At 70.1% G+C, this 22,006-nt stretch carries 21 protein-coding genes; 9 read left to right on the top strand and 12 right to left on the bottom strand.

The window, feature by feature from the left end:
* Positions 1-91: 91 nt before the first annotated feature.
* A complete protein-coding gene (locus tag Q1V88_RS12675; protein WP_300681563.1) occupies positions 92-709 on the top strand; it encodes a TetR/AcrR family transcriptional regulator in 618 nt (205 codons plus the stop codon).
* Between the two features lie 13 nt (positions 710-722).
* Here Q1V88_RS12675 and Q1V88_RS12670 read toward each other — a convergent pair whose 3' ends face one another.
* Both Q1V88_RS12670 and Q1V88_RS12665 read right to left on the bottom strand, forming a co-directional pair.
* Positions 723-1,049, bottom strand: coding sequence for a cupin domain-containing protein (locus Q1V88_RS12670; RefSeq protein ID WP_300681562.1), 327 nt, complete (start codon positions 1,047-1,049; stop codon positions 723-725).
* 29 nt (positions 1,050-1,078) lie between these two features.
* The gene (locus Q1V88_RS12665) at positions 1,079-2,491 is read right to left on the bottom strand and encodes an MFS transporter (RefSeq protein WP_300681561.1); all 1,413 of its coding nucleotides are present in this window, start codon (positions 2,489-2,491) and stop codon (positions 1,079-1,081) included.
* Positions 2,492-2,671: 180 nt separating this feature from the next.
* On the opposite strand from Q1V88_RS12665, the gene Q1V88_RS12660 reads away from it, so the two are divergent.
* From Q1V88_RS12660 to Q1V88_RS12650, 3 genes are read left to right on the top strand one after another with little or no spacing between them, the layout of a single operon-like run.
* The gene (locus tag Q1V88_RS12660; RefSeq protein ID WP_300681560.1) at positions 2,672-3,250 is read left to right on the top strand and encodes a TetR/AcrR family transcriptional regulator; all 579 of its coding nucleotides are present in this window, start codon (positions 2,672-2,674) and stop codon (positions 3,248-3,250) included.
* Between the two features lie 7 nt (positions 3,251-3,257).
* Positions 3,258-4,220 (top strand): carbohydrate kinase family protein, encoded by a 963-nt coding sequence (locus tag Q1V88_RS12655; protein WP_300681559.1) that lies wholly within the window; start codon positions 3,258-3,260, stop codon positions 4,218-4,220.
* Positions 4,204-5,115 carry a pseudouridine-5'-phosphate glycosidase gene (locus Q1V88_RS12650; protein WP_300681558.1) on the top strand — a complete coding sequence of 304 codons (912 nt, stop codon included), beginning with the start codon at positions 4,204-4,206 and terminating at the stop codon, positions 5,113-5,115. Before Q1V88_RS12655 ends, Q1V88_RS12650 begins: the two co-directional genes overlap by 17 nt.
* A gap of 226 nt (positions 5,116-5,341) precedes the next feature.
* Here the strand turns inward: Q1V88_RS12650 and Q1V88_RS12645 are convergent, their stop codons facing one another.
* The 6 genes from Q1V88_RS12645 to Q1V88_RS12620 all read right to left on the bottom strand — a co-directional run bounded on the left by Q1V88_RS12645 (position 5,342) and on the right by Q1V88_RS12620 (position 10,931).
* Entirely contained in the window at positions 5,342-7,297 is a 1,956-nt protein-coding gene (locus tag Q1V88_RS12645; protein ID WP_300681557.1) for a M3 family metallopeptidase, read from the bottom strand.
* Positions 7,298-7,320: 23 nt separating this feature from the next.
* Positions 7,321-8,184 (bottom strand): 3-hydroxyacyl-CoA dehydrogenase, encoded by an 864-nt coding sequence (locus tag Q1V88_RS12640; protein WP_300681556.1) that lies wholly within the window; start codon positions 8,182-8,184, stop codon positions 7,321-7,323.
* Between the two features lie 33 nt (positions 8,185-8,217).
* Positions 8,218-8,844: a TetR/AcrR family transcriptional regulator gene (locus Q1V88_RS12635; protein ID WP_300681555.1), complete on the bottom strand. Its 627-nt coding sequence runs from the start codon at positions 8,842-8,844 to the stop codon at positions 8,218-8,220.
* Positions 8,845-8,913: 69 nt separating this feature from the next.
* On the bottom strand, positions 8,914-10,125 hold the full coding sequence (locus Q1V88_RS12630; RefSeq protein WP_300681554.1) for an RNA polymerase sigma factor: 1,212 nt from the start codon (positions 10,123-10,125) through the stop codon (positions 8,914-8,916).
* Entirely contained in the window at positions 10,122-10,481 is a 360-nt protein-coding gene (locus Q1V88_RS12625; RefSeq protein ID WP_300681553.1) for a YciI family protein, read from the bottom strand. The genes Q1V88_RS12630 and Q1V88_RS12625 overlap by 4 nt, the downstream gene beginning before the upstream one ends.
* A 72-nt stretch (positions 10,482-10,553) precedes the next feature.
* Complete coding sequence (locus Q1V88_RS12620) at positions 10,554-10,931, bottom strand: YciI family protein (protein ID WP_300681703.1); 378 nt, start codon at positions 10,929-10,931, stop codon at positions 10,554-10,556.
* A gap of 162 nt (positions 10,932-11,093) precedes the next feature.
* Between Q1V88_RS12620 and Q1V88_RS12615 the strand changes: the two genes are divergently transcribed.
* Positions 11,094-12,365, top strand: a complete 1,272-nt coding sequence (locus tag Q1V88_RS12615; RefSeq protein WP_300681552.1) for an MFS transporter — start codon at positions 11,094-11,096, stop codon at positions 12,363-12,365.
* Between the two features lie 28 nt (positions 12,366-12,393).
* Here Q1V88_RS12615 and Q1V88_RS12610 read toward each other — a convergent pair whose 3' ends face one another.
* On the bottom strand, positions 12,394-12,966 hold the full coding sequence (locus Q1V88_RS12610; protein WP_300681551.1) for a YceI family protein: 573 nt from the start codon (positions 12,964-12,966) through the stop codon (positions 12,394-12,396).
* A gap of 437 nt (positions 12,967-13,403) precedes the next feature.
* Here Q1V88_RS12610 and Q1V88_RS12605 point away from each other — a divergent pair, with 437 nt between their 5' ends.
* Together Q1V88_RS12605 and Q1V88_RS12600 are read left to right on the top strand one after the other, a co-directional pair.
* Positions 13,404-15,200, top strand: a complete 1,797-nt coding sequence (locus Q1V88_RS12605) for a DEAD/DEAH box helicase (protein ID WP_300681550.1) — start codon at positions 13,404-13,406, stop codon at positions 15,198-15,200.
* A 239-nt stretch (positions 15,201-15,439) separates the two neighbouring features.
* Entirely contained in the window at positions 15,440-16,894 is a 1,455-nt protein-coding gene (locus Q1V88_RS12600) for an NAD-dependent succinate-semialdehyde dehydrogenase (RefSeq protein ID WP_300681549.1), read from the top strand.
* A 12-nt stretch (positions 16,895-16,906) separates the two neighbouring features.
* Here the strand turns inward: Q1V88_RS12600 and Q1V88_RS12595 are convergent, their stop codons facing one another.
* Positions 16,907-17,914 (bottom strand): LuxR C-terminal-related transcriptional regulator, encoded by a 1,008-nt coding sequence (locus tag Q1V88_RS12595; protein WP_300681548.1) that lies wholly within the window; start codon positions 17,912-17,914, stop codon positions 16,907-16,909.
* Positions 17,915-17,983: 69 nt separating this feature from the next.
* Positions 17,984-18,670 carry a pirin family protein gene (locus Q1V88_RS12590; protein ID WP_300681547.1) on the bottom strand — a complete coding sequence of 229 codons (687 nt, stop codon included), beginning with the start codon at positions 18,668-18,670 and terminating at the stop codon, positions 17,984-17,986.
* Between the two features lie 15 nt (positions 18,671-18,685).
* Here Q1V88_RS12590 and Q1V88_RS12585 point away from each other — a divergent pair, with 15 nt between their 5' ends.
* Positions 18,686-20,050, top strand: a complete 1,365-nt coding sequence (locus Q1V88_RS12585; RefSeq protein ID WP_300681546.1) for a GH1 family beta-glucosidase — start codon at positions 18,686-18,688, stop codon at positions 20,048-20,050.
* A 72-nt stretch (positions 20,051-20,122) separates the two neighbouring features.
* Positions 20,123-21,274 carry a CaiB/BaiF CoA-transferase family protein gene (locus tag Q1V88_RS12580; RefSeq protein ID WP_300681545.1) on the top strand — a complete coding sequence of 384 codons (1,152 nt, stop codon included), beginning with the start codon at positions 20,123-20,125 and terminating at the stop codon, positions 21,272-21,274.
* Positions 21,275-21,435: 161 nt separating this feature from the next.
* Here Q1V88_RS12580 and Q1V88_RS12575 read toward each other — a convergent pair.
* The coding region (locus Q1V88_RS12575) for an HNH endonuclease signature motif containing protein (protein WP_300681544.1) at positions 21,436-22,006 on the bottom strand (571 nt) is incomplete at its 5' end.

The following is a 22,006-nucleotide window of genomic DNA, read 5'->3' as shown; positions in this document are numbered from 1 at the left end:
CCGCCTGGACGACAGCCAGGTGGTGGGGCGTTCGGTTAATTGACTCTTGGGTAAGTTACCCCGAGGTCAATTCACTGTCTAGACTCACCGCATGACGCGATCCGGGGCCGGCACTGCCGGGACGAAGGGCGTTCCACGCGCCGACCGCGAGGAGCAGATCCTCGCCGCGGCCACCGAGGTCTTCGGCTCCCAGGGCTTCGCCGCCGCCTCCGTCGTCGACGTCGCGTCGCGGGCGGGCATCTCCAAGCCGATGGTCTACCACTACTTCGGCTCCAAGGAGGGGCTGCTCGACGCCTGCCTGCACCGGGCAGGAGGCCTGCTGCTCGGCGAGATCGAGCGGGTCGCGGGCTCCGGCCTGGTCGGCCTGGAGCGCGGCCTGGCGACCCTGGAGGCGATCTTCGAGGTGCTCGAGGACCGCCCCTGGGTGTGGCGTCTGCTCTTCGACCCGACCGTCCCCCGGGCGGTGGACGGCGTCGCTGCGGCGCTCGCCGACTACACCGAGCGGATCACCGTCCTGGCCCACGAGGGCGTCGCGGAGATGATGGCGGTGGCGGGCAACACCGACGCCGCTGACATCTCGGCCATGACCGCCGTCTGGGTCGGCCTGGTCGACTCGCTGGTCGCCTGGTGGCTCGACCACCCCGGCGAGAGCGCGGCCCAGATGACCGAGCGCTGTGTGCGGTTGATGGGGGTGGCGTTCGCGCAGTGAGCGCGCCCGCCCTCTAGCTGATCCAGACCTTCCGCAGTGGGGAGGTGATCGTCCAGGTGGTCTGCTCGCCCTCGTGCAGCCGGACCAGCACCCCTGGGGCCAGATCGATGCTCTCGCCGTCGGCGAAGGTCACCGTGCCGGTGCCCGAGAGCACTACGAAGAGCTCGTCGGCCTCGGTGTCGGTCACGGTGCCCTCGGTGAGCTCCCAGACGCCGACCTCGACCTCGCCGAGCGCTCCGGAGGTCACGAGTCCGGCGCGCGGCGTACCGCTGACGACGGAGCCGGGCTCCAGAGGCAGGTCGTTGAGGTCGACGGTCAGGGCGTTGATCGCGCGGGTCATGACGGCAGTCTTCCGCATCCGCGGAGGCGTCAGCCGCCCGTGGTTCGGCGCGGGGTGAAGAGGGCGGCGATGAACCCGACCAGCACCGCTGCGGCACCGGTGAGCAGGGCGGGCCCGATCGCGCCGTCGTACCCGGTAGGGGTGATCTGTCCGCCGTTGCCGGTGAAGACCGCGGTCAGCAGGGCGATGCCGAGGGCGACGCCGAACTCCCGGATGGTCGAGTTCGAGGAGCTTGCGACGGCGAAGTCGCTCTCCGGCAGTCCGCCCATCACCGCGTTCGAGACCGACGGGAAGACCATCCCCATGCCGACCCCGGCCATCACCAGGGCAGGCACGAAGGAGCCGTACGACGCCCCGGACTCGCCCAACGTCGCGAACCAGACCAGCGCGCAGGCCTGGAGCGCCAGGCCGACCAGCAGCAGCGGCCGCAGGCCGATCCGGCTCGACGCGATCCCGGCCAGCGGGGCGATCACCATCGGGGCGGCGGTCCAGGGCAGGGTCCGGATGCCGGCCTCGAGCGGGGTGTAGCCGTTGACCACCTGGAGGTACTGGGAGAGCAGGAAGACCGCGCCGAACATGCCGGCGCAGAAGCCGAGGGCGACCACGTTGGCGACCGTGAAGCTCCGGGAACGGAAGAGGCGCAGGGGGAGCACGGCGTCACTGCGGCGCCGGGCGTGGACGACGTACGCGGGCAGCAGGACTGCGGCGAGGATCAACGGGATCAGGACACCGGCCGAGGTCCAGCCGTCGTCGTTGCCGTGCACGACGCCCCAGATCCCGGCGAAGACGGCGACGCCGATCAGGAGCGTGCCGAGCGGGTCGAGGCGCTGCCAGGTGCCCTTGGACTCGCGGACGGTGAGCCAGATCAGCGGCAGTGCGATGACGGCGACCGGCACGTTGATCCAGAAGATCGCCTGCCAGCTCATCCCGTCGACGACGGCTCCGCCGATCACCGGTCCGAGGGCGACGCCGAGCCCGGAGACGCCGCCCCAGATCCCGATCGCGGCGGCGCGCATCTTCTCCGGGACGTTGGCGGCCAGCAGTGTCAGCGACAGCGGCATCACCGCGGCGGCGCCGAGGCCCTGGACGGCGCGGGCGGCGATCAGGGTGTTCGAGGAGTCCGAGAGCGCGGCGCCGATCGAGGCGAGGGTGAAGACGCTCAGGCCGATCACCATCATCCGGCGTCGTCCGATCCGGTCGCCGAGGGTGCCCGCGGGGAGCATGAAGGTCGCGAACGCCAGCGTGTAGGAGTTGAGGAACCACGACAGCTCGCCGACCGAGGCGTGCAGGTCGCGCTGGATCACCGGCAGGGCGGTGGTCATCACGAGGTTGTCCAGGGTCGCCATGAACATCGGCAGGCTGACCGCGACGATCACCAGCCAGAGCGGGAACCGGCGTTCGGTCGTGGTGGGGCTGGGTGAGGACGTGGTGAGGGTCGTCATGAGAGCTCCTCGGGCGGGGGGTGGGATGGTGCTGGGAAGAGGCGTTGGCATCGAATGATTACAAACTGCGCAGCAGCCTAAGTAATGGTTCGATTACATGTCAAGGGTGGCCGGTGTGGGTGCCATGCGGAGCGGTTCGCGACCGTCGGAACGCTGGTTATCGACTGATAACATCGCTGCATGAGCATCCGGATGCCTGCCGAGGAGCGGCGCGAGCAGATCCTCGACGCCGCCACCCGTGCGTTCGCCGAGGGCGGGTACGCCGGCACCAGCACCGACCACGTGGCCAAGGAGGCCGGGGTCAGCCAGCCGTACGTCGTCCGGATGTTCGGCACCAAGCTGGAGCTCTTCCTCCAGGTGCTCACCCGGGCCTGCTCGGCGATCGAGGAGACCTTCGCCGCCGTGATCGCCTCCGACGACTTCGACCCCGAGACCGGCGACGTCCAGCTCGGCACGGCGTACACCGAGCTGCTGGCCGACTCCGACCTGCTCCGCGTGATGATGCACGGCTTCGCCACCGGAGGGGTCCCCGAGATCGCCGCGACCGCCCGGACTCAGATGGCCCGGATCTTCTCCACCCTGCAGCGCACCGGCTGGGACGAGGAGCGCGTCCGCGACTTCCTCGCTGTCGGAATGCTGCTCAACGTGCTGCTGTCGATGGGCGCCTTCGGCCCTGATGGTAAGACTGATGGCCTGGGCGACCTGATCGGTTCATGTCTGCCCGAGGAACTGATAGCGCGCGTAGAAGAGAGCGAGTGACGCTCGGATGACGGTCCACACCACCACCGGGATCCTGGTGGTCGGCGGAGCCAACATGGACCTCAAGGCACGCTCCGCGCGTCCGGTCCTCGCCGGCACCTCCAACCCAGGCGAGATGCATCTGTCCCCCGGCGGGGTGGGGCGCAACATCGCCGAGAATGCCGCCCGACTCGGAGCCCGGGTCGCCCTGGTCTCCACCGTCGGCTCCGACGGTCTCGGCACTGAGGTGCTGGAGGCGACCGCTGCCGCGGGCGTCGACGTCTCCGCGGTGGCCCGCACCGCCGAGACCACCGGCACCTACACCGCCCTGCTCGACGCCGACGGTGAGCTCGTCGCCGCCGTCGCCGCGATGGCGGCCACCGAGGAGCTCGATCCCGGGTACGCCGCCACCGAGGTCTCCCGGGCCCCGGCGGGCACCCTCGTGGTGGCCGACGGGAACCTGCCGCCCGCAGTGCTCGACGCCGTGATCGGAGCCGCCCACGCCGCCGACCTGCGCCTCGTGATCGAGCCGGTCTCGGTGCCCAAGTCGCTGCGCCTGGCCCCGGTGCTGCGCGGCCCGATCTTCCTGGTCACCCCCAACCGCGACGAGCTGGCCGCCCTGACCGGCGTCGACGCGGCCACGTTCGACGGGCCCGACGGGGACGCCGCGGTCGTCTCCGCCGCCGAGAAGCTCCGCGCCGGTGGCGTCGAGTGGGTCTGGATCCGGCTCGGGGCCGAGGGCTCCCTGCTGGTCGGCCCTGAGGGGAGCGTCACGTTGCCGCCGTACCGGGTGGAGGTGGTCGACGTGACCGGAGCGGGCGATGCCATGCTTGGCGCTTTCTGCTCGGCCCTGGCCGGGGGTGCCTCCGTGGTGGAGGCGGCCCGGTTCGGGCAGGCAGCGGCGGTCGTCACGATCGCCAGCACACAGACAGTTGTTTCGAATCTCGATAACGCAAGGGTGAGGGAAGTTCTTGATGCTGCAGATCACTGAGGAAGTTGCCGCGGCACTGGCCGAGGGCCGTCCGGTCGTTGCGCTGGAGTCGACGATCATCAGTCACGGGATGCCGTACCCGCGCAACGTCGAGATGGCGCGCGAGGTCGAGCAGATCGTCCGTGACGGCGGCGCCGTCCCGGCCACGATCGCCATCCTCGACGGCATCCCGCGGATCGGTCTGACCCCCGAGGAGCTGGAGCTGCTCGGCACCGCCTCGGACGTCATGAAGGTCTCCGTGCGTGACCTCGCCTACGTCGTGGCGCAGAAGAAGCACGGTGCCACCACCGTCGCCTCCACGATGCGCCTGGCCGAGATGGCCGGGATCAAGGTCTTCGTCACCGGCGGTCTGGGCGGCGTCCACCGCGGCGCCGAGACGTCGTTCGACATCTCCGCCGACCTCACCGAGCTCGGCCAGACCTCGGTCGCCGTGGTCAGCGCGGGCGTGAAGTCGATCCTCGACATCGGCCTGACCCTGGAGACCCTGGAGACGCTGGGCGTCCCGGTGCTGGTCAACGGCGCCGACGAGTTCCCGTCGTTCTTCTCCCGCGCCTCCGAGTTCGGCGCCCCGCTGCGCGTCGAGGGCCCGGCCGAGGCCGCCGCCGTGCTGCAGGCGAAGTGGGGCACCGACGGCCTCGGGCTTCCCGGCGGCGTCGTGATCGCCAACCCGATCCCGGCCGCCGACGAGATCCCCGCCGACAAGATCGACGCGATCATCGCCACCGCCCTGGCCGCCGCCGACGCCGAGGGTGTGTCGGGCAAGGACATCACGCCGTACCTGCTGGCCAAGATCGTCGAGCTCACCGACGGTGCCTCGCTGACCGCCAACATCGCGCTGGTGAAGAACAACGCGGTCTTCGGCACCGCGATGGCCGTGGCGTACGCCCAGGCCTGACCGCCGAATTCCGGGTTCGCCACGCGTGACTTCCGGGTTCGCCACGCGTGACTTCCGGGTTACTCACCTTCGAGATCCGGGTTGCCCCCTTTGCTGGGAGGCAACCCGGATCTCGGCCGTTGTGAACCCGGAAGTGGGCGGTGGTGAACCCGGAAGTCGGCGGTGGTGAACCCGGAAGTGGGCGGTGGTGAACCCGGAAGTGGGCGGTGGTGAACCCGGAAGTCGGCTAGCGCGCGAGCCAGGCGGCGTACGCGTCGAAGCTGAACGGCCGCCCGAGGAAGTCCGCGACCAGGTCGGCGGCGTCCTTCTCCCCACCGCGGGCCAGCACCAGGTCGCGGTAGCGGCCCGCGACCTCGGGGGCGAACAGGTCGGCCGGGTCGAACTGGGCGAACAGGTCCTTGGCGATCACGAGCGACCACATGTAGGTGTAGTACGCCGACGAGTAGCCGCCCAGGTGGCCGAAGCTGGCGAAGAAGTGGGTGCCCTCGATCCACGCCGTCGGGGCATAGCGCGCCTGGAGCTCGACCATCCGCTCGGTCAGGTCCGGCACCGTCTCACCGGCCGCGGCGCGGGCCTGGTCGGCGTGGAACCAGTACGAGACCGCGGCGTAGAACATCTGCTGGCGCGCCTGGATGCCCTTGCCGTACTCCTCGGCGGCCCGCATCTTCGCGACCAGGTCGGCCGGGATCGGCTCCCCGGCGGCGTTGCGCGCGAACGACGCCAGCACCTCGGCGTCCCAGGCCCACTCCTCCAGCATCTGCGAGGGCGCCTCGACGAAGTCCCACTCGGTCGCGACCCCGGAGAACTCCGCCCAGTGGCCGTGCCCGGCGAGCAGGTGGTGCAGCAGGTGCCCGAACTCGTGGAAGAGGGTCACCACGTCGTCGTGCTCCATCAGCCCACGGCCGAAGTTGCACACCAGCACGCCCTCGGGAAGCTGGACGCCCTCGACCCCGGAGACCAGCGTGAACTGCGCGGCGTGGCTGTACTTCCCGGTGCGGGGGTGCAGGTCGAGGTGGATCCGGCCCAGCGGCACGGCGGAGTCGTCGTCGACACCCAGGAACACGTCGTACGACGCCACGTCCTCGTGCCACGTAGCGACCTGGACCGGGCGCCACTGCAGCCCGAAGAGCCGGCCGGTGACGGCGAGCAGCCCGGCCCGGACGGCGGGGAAGTCGAAGTAGGTCCGCACCAGTTGGGCGTCGACGTCGTAGTGCTCGCGGCGCACCACCTCCTGGTAGAACGCGGTGTCGATCCCGCTGATCTCGGTGGCGTCGGGGTGGTCGGCCCGGAAGCGGGCGAGTAGCACGTCGAGGTCGGCCCGCATCGGCTCGGCGGCAGCGTCGGTGATCCGGTCGATGAAGGCGGGGATGGCCGGCCCGGAGCCGATCATCTTCACCTCGGCGTCGTACGACGGCCAGTCGGCGTAGCCGACCAGGGTGGCTAGCTCGTGGCGCAGTGCGAAGAGCTCGCGCAGCACCGGCTCGGCGGTGGGGTAGCCGCGGTTGAGGAACGCCAGGGTCATCTCGCGGCGCAGGTCGCGGTCGGTGGCGAAGGTGCGCACCGGCACCGAGTCGGGGTACTCCGTCGTGATCGTGACCAGGCCGTCCTCGCCGACCGGGTGCGCCTCGACCCAGTCGGCCGGCATCCCGCCGAGCCGGTCGGGTGCGACCCGGACGGTGCGGACGTCGTCGCGGGTGATCCGGGAGAACTCCAGGTCGAGGTCGGTGAGGCGCTCGTGCAGCTCGCGCAGTCGGTCGCGCACGGCGGTGGGCTGGTCCACGCCGGAGCGGCGGAAGTCGCGCAGCACCTTGTGCAGCAGTCGGGTGGCCAGGGCGTCCAGTGCTGAGACCTCGGCGGGGTCGAGGTCGGCGAAGACGGCGTACAGGATCTGGTCCTGGCCCAGCTCGGTGATCAGCTTCGATGCCTCGACCTGGATCGCCTCGCAGGCCTCGCGGGTGGCGAGGTCGGGGTGCACGTTGGCGAGCAGCTCGACGGGGGACAGGACGTTGCCGAGGGCGATCTCCAGCCGGTTCCACGTCTCCAGGGCGTCGACGGCGCTCAGCGACACGGCGCCGCGCAGTTCGTCGGCGATCTGGCGGACGGTGGCGAGCTCGGTCGCGCTCCGCTCCTGGATCCAGGTCAGGGTGTCATCGGCGGCAGGCAGGTGGAGGGGTGCGGGCACCCCTCCACCCTAGGACGATCTGCTCAGCGGTAGTCGTAGAAGCCTTCGCCGGACGCGATCCCCATCTTCCCGGCGTCGATGTAGTTCTCCTTGAGCCAGGCTGCGATCTTCTGCGAGTTCTCGTCGCCGTGGATCATGATGTTGTACGGCGTCGCGAGGCCGATCACGTCGTAGATCTGGAAGGGGCCCATCGGGGCGCCGGTCGCGATCCGCCAGACCTTGTCCACGTCGTGCGGGTCGGCCACGCCGAAGGCGGCCAGGCCGGCGGCGGCGTTGAGGAACGGCACCAGCAGGGAGTTGAGCACGTAGCCGGCCTTCTCCTTGCGCACCGGGATCGGCACCATCCCGATCTCGCCGGCGAACTCGACGATCCGGTCGAAGACGGCGAGGTCGGTGTCGGCGGTGCCCATCACCTCGGCGGTGTTGAACTTCCAGACCTGGTTGGCGAAGTGCAGCGCCAGGAACCGGTCGGGGCGCCCGGTGGAGTCCTTGATGTCGCTGGGCAGCAGGGTGGAGGAGTTGGTCGCGAAGATGGTCCGCTCGGGGGCCAGCGTGGCGAGCTTGGCGTAGGTCTCCTGCTTGAGGGTGAGCACCTCGGGGATCGCCTCGATGACGAGGTCGGCCTCGGCCACGGCGGCGGCCAGGTCGGAGGTGAAGTGGAGCCGGGTGAGCGCGGCCTCGGCCTTGCCGTCGGCGGCGCCGGCGACCTGGTCGGTGAGGTAGGTCTGCACGAGGCCGGCGGCACGCTGGCGGGCTCCGTCGAGGATCTCGTCGCTGATGTCGTACGCCGTCACCTCGAAGCCGCTGTAGGCGGTCTGGAAGGCGATCTGGAGTCCGAGGACTCCGGTGCCGAGGACGGTGACGCGGGTGATGGTGGTGCCTGACATGGTGGATGTCCCTCTTCCTTGGTGTTCCTGGTCTCAGGGGTGAAGGGCGAGCCAACCGGTGACGATCAGCTCGACCTGGTGGTGGAGGTCCGCCACGGCGCTACGGCCGGGGTGCGCCCCGGTCGCGAGTCGGGCGATGACGAGGTGTGACGCGGCGAAGATCGCCGCAGCGGCCTGGTCGGCCCCGCTGCGGGGATGGTCGCCACCGGCCAGGAGGAGGCGAGCGATCGTCTCCTCGAGGTCGGCGATCTGGGCGAGCCCGAGGGCTCGGTATTCCTGGAGGGGGTCGCCGAAGAGCAGCTCGCGCTGGTAGGCGACGGCGTTCTCCGGGTGGGCGTGCGCCTCGTCGAGCATCGGGTCGAGGAGGGCGTTGACGGCGCGGATCGGGTCGGTCTCGGCGCACGCTGCGGTGGTGCCGGCGGCGATCGCGTGGCCGAGGCGCTCGTTGTAGACCATCAGGAGCAGCTCGCTCTTGGAGGCGGCGTAGCGGAAGACGGTGCCGGCGGCGACGTCGGCGGCGTCGGCGATGGCCTGGGTGGTGACGGCGTCGAATCCGTGGGTGTCGAACAGGTCGGCGGCGGCGTTGCGGATGCGCTCGTGCTTGCGCCGCATGTTGAGCTCGCGGCGGCCCTCGGTGGGGGCTGTCGTCGTCCTGGTCATCGTTCCTCCTGAGCACGCTCATTATTGAGCGTACTCATTATTTTGTGGAAGACAACCCCGGACGACCGACTAGACGGTGGCGTCCCGTCGCCGCTCCAGGTGGCGCCGCTCGGCCGCGTTGGTGGCGAGCCCGATCGCCTGGCCGTAGGCCTCCCGGGCCTCCTCGACCCGCTGGAGTCGGCGCAGCAGCTCGGCCCGGGTGACATGCCAGGCGCCGTACGTCGTCAACGCCAGGCCCTCCACCAGGGCGAGCCCGACGGCGGGGCCGTCGAGCTCGGCCACCGCGATCGCCCGGTTGAGCTCGACCACCGGGCTCGGGGCGATGGCCCTGAGGTGGTCGTAGAGGGTCACGATCTGGCTCCAGTCGGTCTCCTCGACGGAGCGTGCCGAGGTGTGCACGGCGTTGATCGCGGCCTGGAGCTGGTAGGGCCCGGGGCGGTTGCGGGCGATGCAGGCGAGCACGATCCGGTGCCCCTCGGCGATCTGCTCGGTGTTCCAGTGGGTGCGGTCCTGCTCCTCCAGGGTGACCAGCTCGCCGTCGACGAAGCGCGCGTCGCGGCGGGCGTCGGCCAGCAGCATCAACGCGAGCAGGCCGTCGACCTCGGGCTGATCGGGCAACAGCGTGCCGAGCGTCCGGGTGAGCCGGATCGCCTCGGTGGCGAGGTCGACCCGGGTGGGCTCGGACCCGGACGAGGCCAGGTAGCCCTCGTTGAAGATCAGGTAGAGCACCTGCAGCACCGAGGCGAGCCGGGGCTCCAGGTCCTCGGCGGTGGGCACCCGGAACGGGATCCGGGCGGTGCGGATCTTGTGCTTGGCCCGCGTGATCCGCTGCCCGATCGCTGCCTCGCCGGCCAGCAGCGCCCGGGCGATCTCGGGCACGGTGAGGCCGCCGACCAGGCGCAGGGTGAGCGCGAGCCGGTTCTCCGGGGCCAGGGCCGGGTGGGAGCAGACGAAGATCAGCCGGAGCTGGTCGTCGTCGACCGGGCCGACCGGGGAGGCCGGCTCGACGTCGGCGAGCCGGGCCGCGGCGGACTGCTTCGCATCGCGCTGGGACTCCCGACGCAGCCGGTCGAGCACCTTGCGGGTGGCGGTGGTGGTGAGCCATCCGCCCGGGTTCGGGGGCACGCCCTCGGCCGGCCAGTGCTCCACGGCGGCGAGGAGTGCCTCGCTCGCTCCGTCCTCGGCGAGATCCAGATCGCCGAACCGACGGGCGAGCGAGGCCACCACACGGGGGTACTCCGTGCGGAAGAGCTCCTCGTCCAGCCCCGGAACAGAGGTCACTCGGCCTCGGGCTCGGCCTGGAACGGACGGACCTCCTGGGGCAGCCGGGAGGCCTCGGCCATCCGGGTGCCGAACGCCAGCGCGGCGTCGAGATCGGGGACGTTGATCACGGTGAAGCCGCCGAGGTACTCCCGGCTCTCGATGAAGGGGCCGTCGGTGACGACGGTCGCGCTACCGCGCGGGTCGACCACGGTGATGGCCTCCTTGCCCTCGAGGCCACCGGCGAAGACGAAGATGCCGGTCTCGATGGCCTCGTTGATCAGGCCGCCGACGGCCTCGTAGATCGGGGCCATCTCCTCGGGCGTCATGGTGCGGGTGGTCGGCTCGTCGTACGTGGCGATCAGGTACTGCGGCATGGGTTACTCCTGGTGTCGTGGGTGGTGCTGGAACGGATGGAACGGAGAACAGAGCGGGGCGAAACGGTCGGATCAGACCACGCCCGCGAACGGGCGCACCTCCACCTTGCCGCCGCAGGCGCGGGAGGCGTCGGTGGCCAGGGCCAGGGCGGCGTCGAGGTCGGGTGCCTCGATCACCCAGAACCCGCCGATCCACTCCTTGGTCTCGAGGTAGGGGCCGTCGGTGAGCACGGGGGTCTCGCCGGTGCCGTCGACCACGGTGGCGGTCGAGGCCGAGGCCAGGCCGCCGCCGAAGAGGAACTGGCCCGACTCCTGGAGCCGGCGGTTGAAGGCGTCGGTCGCCGCGAAGGCGGCCTCGGCCTCGGCCTGGGAGGCGTAGGAGCCGAACTTGCCGGCCTCGGGGTCGTAGTCGGAGTCCACGCCGTGGACCGAGAGCAGGTACTGCGTCATCACGATCTCCTCGTTGTCGCCGGTGGTCGGGGTGACCACCTTTCCTCATCTCCACGAACGGGCAGCGACGGATCCGACACCCTCACCCGACTTTTTTCGACGTTACTTTCTCGAAGGTCGAGATGGAGGAAGTAAAAGGGGTGCGCACTAGGTTGAGCGGTCGTGGCACTGAAGGACCTGCTTGCCGACACCCGGCCGCTCCAGAACCCCAACTTCCGGCGACTGTGGTTCGCCGAGATGGTCACCGTGGTGGGAGCCCAGCTCACCGTCGTCGCGGTCCCGGCGCAGATCTACGCCGACACCGGCTCCACCGCCTACGTCGGTCTGACCGGCCTCTTCGGCCTGGTCCCGCTGGTCGTCTTCGGGCTGTACGGCGGCGCGCTCGCCGACGCCTTCGACCGCCGCACGATCGTGCGGATCACCAGCATCGGCCTGATGGTCTGTTCGGCACTCTTCTTCGCCCAGGCGGCGGCGGGCAACACCAACCCCTGGCTGCTGCTGTGCCTGTTCTCGGTGCAGCAGTGCTTCTTCGCGGTGGACTCACCCACCCGGGCGGCGATCCTGCCCCGGATCCTGGACCCCGAGGTGCTGCCGGCGGCCAACTCCCTGCACTTCACCGTCTTCCAGGCCGGAGCGATCGCGGGTCCGCTGGTGGCCGGCATCCTGATCCCGATCACCGGGTTCCCGCTGTTGTACCTGATCGACACCTTCGCCCTCGGTGCGACGCTGTACGCCGTCATCCGACTGCCCCGACTGCCGGTCGACGGCGAGGTCAAGGTGCCGGGGATCCGGTCGGTGCTCGACGGCCTGAGCTACCTGCGCACCCAGCCCATCCTGATGATGAGCTTCGTCGTGGACCTGATCGCGATGGTCTTCGGGATGCCGCGGGCGCTCTTCCCTGAGCAGGCCCACACCCACTTCCACGGGCCGACCGACGGCGGCCTGGTCTTTGCCCTGCTCTTCGCCGCGATCCCGGCCGGAGCGGTGATCGGCGGCGTCTTGGGTGGCTGGCTGACCCGGGTCAGACGCCAGGGGCTCGCCGTGATCTGGTGTGTGGCGATCTGGGGGGTGGGGATCACCGTCTACGGGCTCGCGGACTGGTTGGCGCCGCACACCCAGTGGGTGGTGATGCTGGTGGTCGCCCTGATCGCGTTGTCGGTGGCCGGGGCGGCCGACATGTTCAGTGCCGCACTGCGGACCTCGATCCTGCAGAACGCCGCCGACGACGCGGTCCGGGGCCGGCTCCAGGGGATCTTCACGGTCGTGGTCGGCGGGGGTCCGCGGATCTCCGACACTCTGCACGGCGGGGTGGCGGCCGGGATCGGCGTCTCGGCCACGGCGGCGGGCGGCGGGATCCTGGTCGTGATCGGAGTCGTGGTGGCGGCGCTGGTGGTGCCGTCCTTCGTCCGCTACAGGATGACCCCCGCCCACTGAGTGGACGGGGGTCAGCGAGTGGCCGGGATCAGGCGTTCTTGATCGCCGAGATGTCGAAGTCGAGCTTGATCTTCTCGCTGACCAGCACCCCGCCGGTCTCGAGCTTCGCGTTGAAGGTCAGGCCCCAGTCGCTGCGCTTGATCGTGGTCTGGCCCTCGAAGCCGACCCGGGTGTTGCCGAACGGGTCCTGAGCCGAGCCGGTCTGCTCGAAGGGGATGGTGACCGAGTGCGTGATGCCCTTGATGGTGAGGTCGCCGGTGATGGTCCAGGTGTCGTCGCCGTCGAACTCGACGTTGGTGGAGGTGAAGGTGATGTTCGGGTTGGCCTCGGACTCGAAGAAGTCACCGGAGAGCAGGTGGCCGTCGCGGTCGGCGTTGCCGGTGTCCACGGAGTTGGCCTTGACGGTCACCGTGACCGACGAGTTGGCCGGCGTGGCGGTGTCGATGTGCGCGGTGCCCTCGATCTCGCGGAAGTAGCCGCGGACGGTGGTGACCATCGCGTGGCGAGCGCTGAACCCGAGGCGGGTGTGGGCGGGGTCCAGGGTGTAGTCGCCGGCGATGTCGCTGATCGCTGCGGTGGAGTCGAAGGTGTTGTCGGCCATGACGTTCTCCTGAGGTGAGAGGAAATGAAGCAGAGGGTTGAAGCCTTACACGGACTCCAACCCTCTTACTTGAACATTCATTCCATCCAGGATGAAGTTTTTCTGAATCAAGCAGCGTGTGATGCGTGGGCCACGGCGGGGCGCGTCATCCAGACGGCCTCCATGCGCTCGCGGCCGGCAGTGTCGACCACCGAGATCCACGTGCAGGTGAGCTGTGCGTTGTTCATGGTTGTCCACCTCCTGTTCACCTTGTGTTCACCAAAGTACATGAGTCCCCACCCGATCACAAGAACCCCGGCGCGTTCCGGCGTTCTTGCTCCACCTCGACGGGTGATTGCCGCGTCGTTCCTCCACCCGCGCTCCACTTGAGCGGGCGTGACGCAGCGCACCGCGCTTAGGAATCTCTGGATCGATCACAAGCGCACTACCGTGGTCTGGTGAGCGACACCACTTCCCCCGCTGTTGACCAGGTGACCTTCGATGACCTCGGCCTCTCCGCCGGCGTCCTGGAGGCGATCAAGGACCTCGGCTACGAGTCGCCCTCGGCCATCCAGGCCGCCACCATCCCGCTGCTGCTCGAAGGCCGTGACGTCGTCGGCCTCGCACAGACCGGAACCGGCAAGACCGCGGCCTTCGCGCTGCCGGTGCTGTCGAACCTCGACCCCTACGAGACCAAGAAGCCGCAGGCTCTGGTCCTGGCCCCCACCCGTGAGCTCGCGCTCCAGGTCTGCGAGGCCTTCGAGAAGTACGCCGCCCAGCTGCCGAACATCCGGGTCCTCCCGGTCTACGGCGGCCAGGGCTACGGCCCGCAGCTGACCGCCCTGCGTCGCGGCGTGCACGTCGTCGTCGGCACCCCCGGCCGGATCATGGACCACCTCGACAAGGGCACCCTGGACCTGAGCGAGCTCAAGTTCCTCGTGCTCGACGAGGCCGACGAGATGCTCTCGATGGGCTTCTCCGACGACATCGAGACGATCCTCGCCGACACCCCCGACGACAAGCAGGTCGCCCTCTTCTCCGCGACGATGCCGTCGGCGATCAAGCGCCTCACCGGCCGCTACCTGAACAACCCGAAGGAAGTTCAGGTCAAGTCCAAGACGGCGACCAACGCCAACATCACGCAGCGGTACATGACCGTCGCCTACCCGCAGAAGGTCGACGCCCTCACCCGCATCCTCGAGGTCGAGAACTTCGAGGGCATGATCGTCTTCGTCCGGACCAAGGCCGAGACCGAGTCGCTGGCCGAGAAGCTCCGCGCCCGCGGCTTCACCGCCGCCGCGATCAGCGGTGACGTGGCGCAGAACGTCCGTGAGCGCACGGTCAACCAGCTCAAGGACGGCTCGCTGGACATCCTGGTGGCCACCGACGTCGCCGCCCGTGGTCTCGACGTCGAGCGGATCAGCCACGTCGTCAACTACGACATTCCCACCGATCCGGAGGCCTACGTCCACCGGATCGGTCGTACCGGCCGTGCCGGTCGCACCGGTGACGCCATCTCGTTCATCACCCCGCGTGAGCGCTACCTGCTCAAGCTGATCGAGAAGACCACCCGTTCGCCGCTGCAGGAGATGAAGCTGCCCAGCGCCGACGAGGTCAACGCGACCCGTCTGTCCCGCTTCGACGACGGCATCACCGCCGCGCTGGCCGAGGCCGGCCGGGTCGAGTTCTTCCGTGACGTGGTCGCGCACTACGTCAAGGAGTACGACGTCCCCGAGATCGACGTGGCCGCCGCTCTGGCCGTCGTACTGCAGGGCGACGAGCCGCTGCTGATCGACCCCAACGCCGACCGGATCCGCAACGAGCGCTCTGACCGCGCCCAGCGGGAGCGCAACGAGCGTGGCGACCGGGCTCCGCGTGAGTCGAGCCGTTCGCGCCAGACCGACCAGCCGCTGGCGACGTACCGGATCAACGTCGGCAAGCGTCACAAGGTCGAGCCGCGCCAGATCGTCGGCGCCATCGCCAACGAGGGCGGCCTGCGCCGGGGCGACTTCGGCAACATCTCCATCCGCCCCGACTTCTCCCTGGTCGAGCTGCCCGCCGACCTCGCCCCCGAGACCTGGGCGGCACTGGAGAACACCCGGATCAGCGGCAAGCTGATCGAGCTCGCTGTCGACAACGGCGGCCCGGTGCAGCGCTCCGGCGGTCGCTTCGACCGCAACGACCGCAACGACCGTGGTCACCGTCACGACGACGGTGACAAGCCGCGCGAGCGCAAGCCGCGCCGCAAGTACTGAGTCCCCGGACACCCCGGGAACGAACAAGGGCCCAGCCGTGAGGCTGGGCCCTTGCCTTCCCATGTCCGCGGGCAAAGGGGGGGTCTGCCCGGTAGACATGAGGTGGGCCCCAAGTCAGCATGGGGTCAGACAAGGGGCCCAGTCGGTTGTGGAGTGCTCCCTCCGCAAGTCGACCTTCCTAGGGTACGACACGCCAACACCCCTGTCGAAAGAAACCGGAAGAATGGCAGGCTGGAGACATGGCTGGCATGGAACTTGTCTCGCAGCACACGAAGCTGCTGATCAACGGTGAGTGGCGTGACGCCGAAGGGGGCGAGACCTTCGCGGTCCTCGACCCCGCCGACGCCTCGGTTCTGACGCGCGTGGCCGACGGATCGGTCAACGACGCCCTCGATGCGCTCGACGCCGCCGCGGCCGCGCAGGCCTCCTGGGCCGCGACCGCACCACGCGAGCGCGGCGAGATCCTGCGCCGGGCGTTCGAGCTGATCAACGAGCGTGCCGACGACATCGCCGAGCTGATCAGCCTGGAGATGGGCAAGCCGATCGCCGAGGCCAAGGGCGAGGTCAGCTACGGCAACGAGTTCTTCCGCTGGTTCAGCGAGGAGGCGGTCCGGATCCACGGGCGCTGGATGAACGCCCCCGCCGGTGGCTCCCGGCTGCTCACCATCCGCAAGCCCGTCGGGCCGTGCTACTTCATCACGCCGTGGAACTTCCCGCTGGCGATGGGCACCCGCAAGATCGGCCCGGCGATCGCGGCCGGCTGCACGATGGTGGTCAAGCCCGCCGAGCTCACCCCGCTCACGATGCTCGCCCTCGGTGCGATCCTCACCGAGGCGGGGCTGCCCGACGGCGTGCTCAACATCGTGCCGACCAGCGCGGCGTCGGCCCAGTCGACCGCCGTGATGGCCGACGACCGGCTGAGGAAGGTCTCCTTCACCGGCTCCACCGCGGTCGGCAAGATCCTGGTCAAGCAGAGCGCCGAGCAGCTCCAGCGGGTCTCGATGGAGCTCGGCGGCAACGCCCCGTTCCTGGTCTTCGAGGACGCCGACATCGACGCTGCGGTGGACGGCGCCATGATCGCGAAGATGCGCAACATGGGGGAGGCCTGCACCGCCGCGAACCGGTTCCTGGTGCACGAGTCGGTGGCCCGCGAGTTCGGCGACAAGCTCGCCGCCCGGATGGGCGCGATGACGGTCGGGCGTGGCCAGACCGACGGCACCGACGTCGGACCGCTGATCGAGGAGAAGGCCGTCGAGACCGTCGGCCAGCTGGTCACCGACGCGGTCCACGATGGCGCCACCGTGCTCACCGGCGGGTCGGCGCCCGAGGGCCCCGGCTTCTTCTACTCCCCGACGGTCCTGCTCGGGGTGCACCCGGAGTCGGAGATCAACAGCCACGAGATCTTCGGGCCGGTCGCTCCGATCAGCACCTTCGCCTCCGAGGCCGAGGCGATCCGGCGAGCCAACGCCACCGAGTACGGGCTGGCCTCCTACGTCTACACCCGCGACCTGGCCCGCACGATCCGGCTGGCGGAGTCCCTGGAGTACGGCATGGTCGGGGTGAACTCCGGCCTGATCTCCAACCCCGCCGCCCCGTTCGGCGGCATGAAGCAGTCCGGCTTCGGCCGCGAGGGCGGCTTCGAGGGCATCGAGGAGTACCTGGAGACGACGTACGTCGCTCTCCCGGCCGGCTGAGGCCGGTCGCGGCTACGCGGTGCGGGGCTTGGGTGCGTTCTCCAGGAGCGGGCCCAAGCCGCCCCGCGAGCCGATCCCGAGCTTGCGGTACACCCGCGACAGGTGCCACTCCACGCCCTTGATCGTGACGCTCAGCTGCTCGGCGATCTGACGGTTGGTCAGTCCCTCCGAGGCCAGCTGGGCGACCCGGCGCTCGGCGTTGGTCAGGACCGACAGCGAGTCGTTGCCCAGCGGGCGGGCCCGCTCCCCGGCGCGGCCCAGCAGCCGGCTCACCCGGGCGTGCAGCGGCCAGAGCCCCTCGTTGGCCGAGAACGTCTCGGCCTCGCGCAGCAGGGCGAGGGTCTCGGTCGGATCCTCGCCCGGCGAGAGCAGCAGCAGTCCGGCCAGGTCGGCGTGGATCTGGGCCTGCAGCCGCAGGTCGTTGCTGTGCAGGGCCAGTCCGACGGCACGGCGCAGGGTGCGGACCGGGTCGACCCCGGCATCGGTGGTGGCCAGGGTGCGCAGGGCCAGGGCGAGCGAGTACGGGTCGGCGGCCTGCTCGGCCAGGGCGAGCTGCTCGCGGGCGAGCCGGGCCGCCTCGGCCCGGTCACCGGTGCGCACCAGCGCCATCGAGGCGCCCGCCCGCCACGGCGGCAGGTCCGGGTCCTCCGCGGCCGGGGAGGCCCCTGCGGCCAGGTAGTGGTCGAGCGCCTCCTCGTGCTCCCCGAGCGCGGTGCTCAGGTCGCCGTGGCCCAGTCGGGCCAGCGTGGACGCCCCGCCCGCCGCGCTCAGGAAGGTCGACAAGGTGGCCCCGGAGTCGATCGCGGCGGCCAGGTCGCCCAGCCCCAGGCGGCAGCCCAGCAGCAGTGCGGTGTGCTGCACCTGGTCGCCGAAGCCGAACGCCTCGGTGTCCATCGCCGCCAGGATCGCGGCAGCACGACGGAGCCGACCGGTCCGGGCCACGCCCCACGCCTCGGCGAAGGGGCCGCGATACAGGGAGGTCGGCTGAGGGATCGGAAAGGTCACCTCACTCCGCGGCACGGCGCCAGCGTAGGGAGCGCGATGGCGGCAAGGTGTCGATTGAGCCAAACCTTTAAGGTGATTTAGGGCTCACGCGGTCATGGTCCAGACCAGTACGACCGCTTCGGTCGCTGCAGCGATCTCCAGACCGGGGGTCTGCGCGGGGGTTTCCTCGGCCGTCACCATCAGGGTGTCACCGGCCGACAGCGGCTCGGCCAGCGAGTGCCGCAGCAGCGCGCCGGAGGCGACGAAGAGGTGCAGCAGCGGGGCCGTCGGCAGCATGGCATGCTCCCCGGCGGCCAGGCGCAGCACCCGGAGTTCACCGCCCGGCAATGCGAGCGTCGGGGGCCTCAGGGCGTTCGGGGCGTCGTTCGAGGGCTCGATCGCCACTCGCTGCCACGCCGGCGTGCCGTCGTACTGCTGGAGCCAGACCTGGACGAAGCGGGTCGCGGGGGCGGCCGCGACCTCGCTGTGCTCGACCCCGGAGGAGGCGCGCAGCCAGCCCAGCTCACCGGCCTGGAGCACACCCTCGTTGCCCAACGAGTCGCGGTGCGAGAGCGCCCCGGTGACGACGTACGTGACGATGTCGACGCCCTCGTGGTGGTGCTCGGCGAAGCCCTGACCGGCGCCGAGCAGGTGCTCGTCGTGGCAGACCATCGGCCCGAAGGCGACCCGCTCGGGGTCGTAGAACGAGCCGAAGGAGAATGAGTGCCAGGTCGCCCGTCCTGGAACCTTGTCTATGAATCGTGCCGAAGCTCGGCGGATCTGCACTGTCACGGAGAGAATGTCACCATGTTGCGACCCCAACTGCCGAAAGGCTTCACCTTCGGGGTCGGCACGTCTGCGATGCAGATCGAGGGCGCGCTCGACGTCGATGGTCGCGGTCGGTCCGTCTGGGACGGCTTCGTCGAGCAGCCCGGCGCGATCGTGGACGGCTCCCGCCCTGCCCTGACCGCCGGTCACTACCACCGGGTCGAGGAGGACGTGCGGCTGCTGGCCGAGCTCGGTGTCGACTCCTACCGCTTCTCGCTGCCGTGGAGCCGGATCCTGCCCCAGGGGCGCGGTCAGGTGAACCAGAAGGCGATCGACCACTACGACCGGCTGATCGACAACCTCCTGGAGGTGGGGATCAAGCCGATGGTCACGCTCTACCACTGGGACCTTCCCCAGGCGCTCGAGGACGACGGCGGCTGGCTCAACCGGGCGACGGCCGATGCGCTCGCCGAGTACGCCGCTGTGGCGGGCGCCCACTTCGCCGATCGGGTCGAGCACTGGGTGCCGATCAGCGAGCTCAACGTGATCGGGATCCTGGGCTACGGGTTGGGGGAGCATGCGCCGGGGCGCCGGCTGCTCTTCGACGTCCTCCCGGCGGTCCACCACCTGCTGCTGGGCCACGGTCGGGCCGTGGTCGAGCTGCGCAACGCCGGTGCCCACAGCGTCGGCTGTGCCAACAACCACTCGCCGATCTGGCCGGCCTCCGACGATGCCGCCGACGTCGGCGCCACCAAGCTGGTCGACGCGCTGTGGAACGGGATGGTCCTGGAGGGGATGCTGCTCGGGCGCTACCCGGTCGACCTGGCTGGGGCGATGGCCGAGTACACCCGCGACGGCGACATGGCCACCATCCGCCAGCCGCTCGACTTCTACGGGGTGAACTACTACAGCCCGATGCGGATCGGTGCGACCGAGGAGGGGGCCGACGTCCCGTTCCGGATGATCTCGCTGCTCGGCCACCAGATCACCGCCAGCGGCTGGTCGGTGGTGCCGCACGCACTGCGCGAGTGGCTGATCATGATCCGCGCCCGGTTCCGGGCCGCGCTGCCACCGCTGATGGTGACCGAGTGCGGCTCGTCGTGGATCGAGCGTCCCGGTGAGGACGGCGTCGTGCACGACACCGCTCGGGCCTCCTATATCGACGCCCACCTCGACGCGGTGGCCGAGGCGATCGCCCGCGGTGTCGACGTCCAAGGCGTCTATGTGTGGTCGTTCCTGGACTGTTGGGAGTGGGCGCGGGGCTTCACCACGCCGTACGGCCTGGTCCACGTCGACCGGGACACCCTGAAGCGGACCCCGAAGGACTCCTTCCACGCCTACGCACGGCGGATCGCGCGCACCCGGACGCCGGAGAACCCGGGGGTCACGGCGGGCGAGGGCTGAGCCTGCTGCATCGCCGGAACCCGGGCCTCGAACCCCTTGACGTTGACAGTGGTTCTGACAGGATCGGGCGGCATGGAACTGGGACAGGGAACCGGCCCGCTCGCGGGCGTGCGTGTCGTCGAGATCGCCGGGATCGGCCCCGGGCCGCACGCCTGCACGATCCTCGCCGACCTCGGTGCCGACGTGATCCGGATCGATCGGGCCACGGCGGTGAAGCCGGGCGTACGGGGCCTGCTCGATCTGACCAACCGAGGCCGGCCCAGCGTCGCGCTCGACCTCAAGCACCCCGAGGCGGTCGAGACGGTGCTGCGTCTCGTGGAGAGTGCCGACGTGCTGATCGAGGGGATGCGTCCCGGTGTCACCGAGCGGCTCGGTCTGGGCCCGGACGTCTGCCTGGAGCGCAACCCGCGGCTGGTCTACGGCCGCATGACGGGATGGGGCCAGGACGGTCCGCTGGCGCACGCCTCGGGTCACGACCTGACCTACCTCGCCACGATGGGCGGCCTGTTCAACCTCGGCCAGGACGCCGCCCGGCCGCACTTCCCGCTCAATCTGGCCGGTGACTTCGGTGGGGGATCGACGTACCTCGTGATCGGCGTCCTCGCCGCCCTGCTGGAGGCCAAGGTCTCCGGTCGCGGTCAGGTCGTCGACGCCGCGATCGTCGACGGTGCCGCTCACCTGTCCACCATGTCAATCGCCCACCAGCGGATGGGGATCCTGGCCGAGGACCAGCGCCTCGGCGGCCTGCTCGACGGCGGCACGCCGTACTACGACGTCTACGAGTGCGCCGACGGCCGCCACGTCGCTGTCGGTGCCCTGGAGCCGCAGTTCTTCGCCGAGCTGGTCCGCCTGCTCGAGATCGACCTGCCCGGCCAGTGGGAGGTCGACCGGCTTCCGGAGATGCGCGAGCGACTGGCCGCGACCTTCAAGACCCGGACGATGGCCGAGTGGGCCGAGCTCTTCGAGGGCACCGATGCCTGCGTCGCCCCCGTGCTCACCCTCCCCGAGGCGGCCGACCACCCGCACCTGCGGGCGCGTCAGACGTACGTCGAGGCCGACGGGATCGTGCAGCCCGCACCCGCTCCGCGCTTCTCCCGCACCGCCCCGACCCTGTCGATGCCGCCGGCGAAGGGGCCTGGCGAGCACACCCGCGAGGCGCTGGAGGCGTGGGGGATCAGCGACGTCGAGGGGCTGATCCGGGCCGGGGTGGCGGTGCAGGCCTAGTGGCTCGTGTCAGAAGTTGTTGGTCGGTTCGCGCACTCGTGGCACGCACCTCGCTGCGTTGTTCGAACACTCGACGGGCCTCCGGCCCGCCTTCGGTCCTCCGCCTTGCGAGGCACGCACCCCGAGCACGCCAACCGTCCCAAAACTTCTGACACGAGCCACTAGGACGCGATGGCGCTGGGTGTCGGTCTCGCTCGCGGGACGGCGACGGTGCCGGTGGGTGTGCGGAGGTAGGTCCTCCCGGCGGGGCTGGTCCAGAGGAAGACGCTGGGTTCGAGGTGCTGGTACTGCCAGCCGTTGTGGGTCTTGAGGCGGTGGTGGTGTCGGCACAGGGGTGCGAGGTTGGTGCTGGTGGTCTGGCCGGGTGGGCTGTCGGTGTTGTCGTTGGGGTTGTAGGGGGTGATGTGGTCGAGGTCGCAAGCCCGGGCTGGGCGCTCGCACCAGGGGTGGACGCAGGTCCGGTTGACCAAGATCGCTTGTTCCCGCATCGTCTCGGACGGGACATACCCATCACGCGTGTGCTGGGTGGCGAGGTCGAGGACCGGGCGGATGATGACCTTCGTCCCGGCGGTGCGGCACCACTCGGCGACGCGTTCGACCGGGGCGAGAGTGTTGCCGGCTTCGACTTCGGCGACGGGTGAGTCGGGGGTGAGGTGGACGTAGGTGTGCACCACCCGCGTCACGACCACCTCCGACGTCCCTGAACCGGCTATACCGGCGAGGTGGCGCCGC

This window comes from Nocardioides sp. (assembly GCF_030150155.1).
Taxonomy (GTDB): domain Bacteria; phylum Actinomycetota; class Actinomycetes; order Propionibacteriales; family Nocardioidaceae; genus Nocardioides.
The sequence above is the reverse complement of the archived record's forward strand: the minus strand, read 5'-3'. Positions and strand labels throughout refer to the sequence as shown.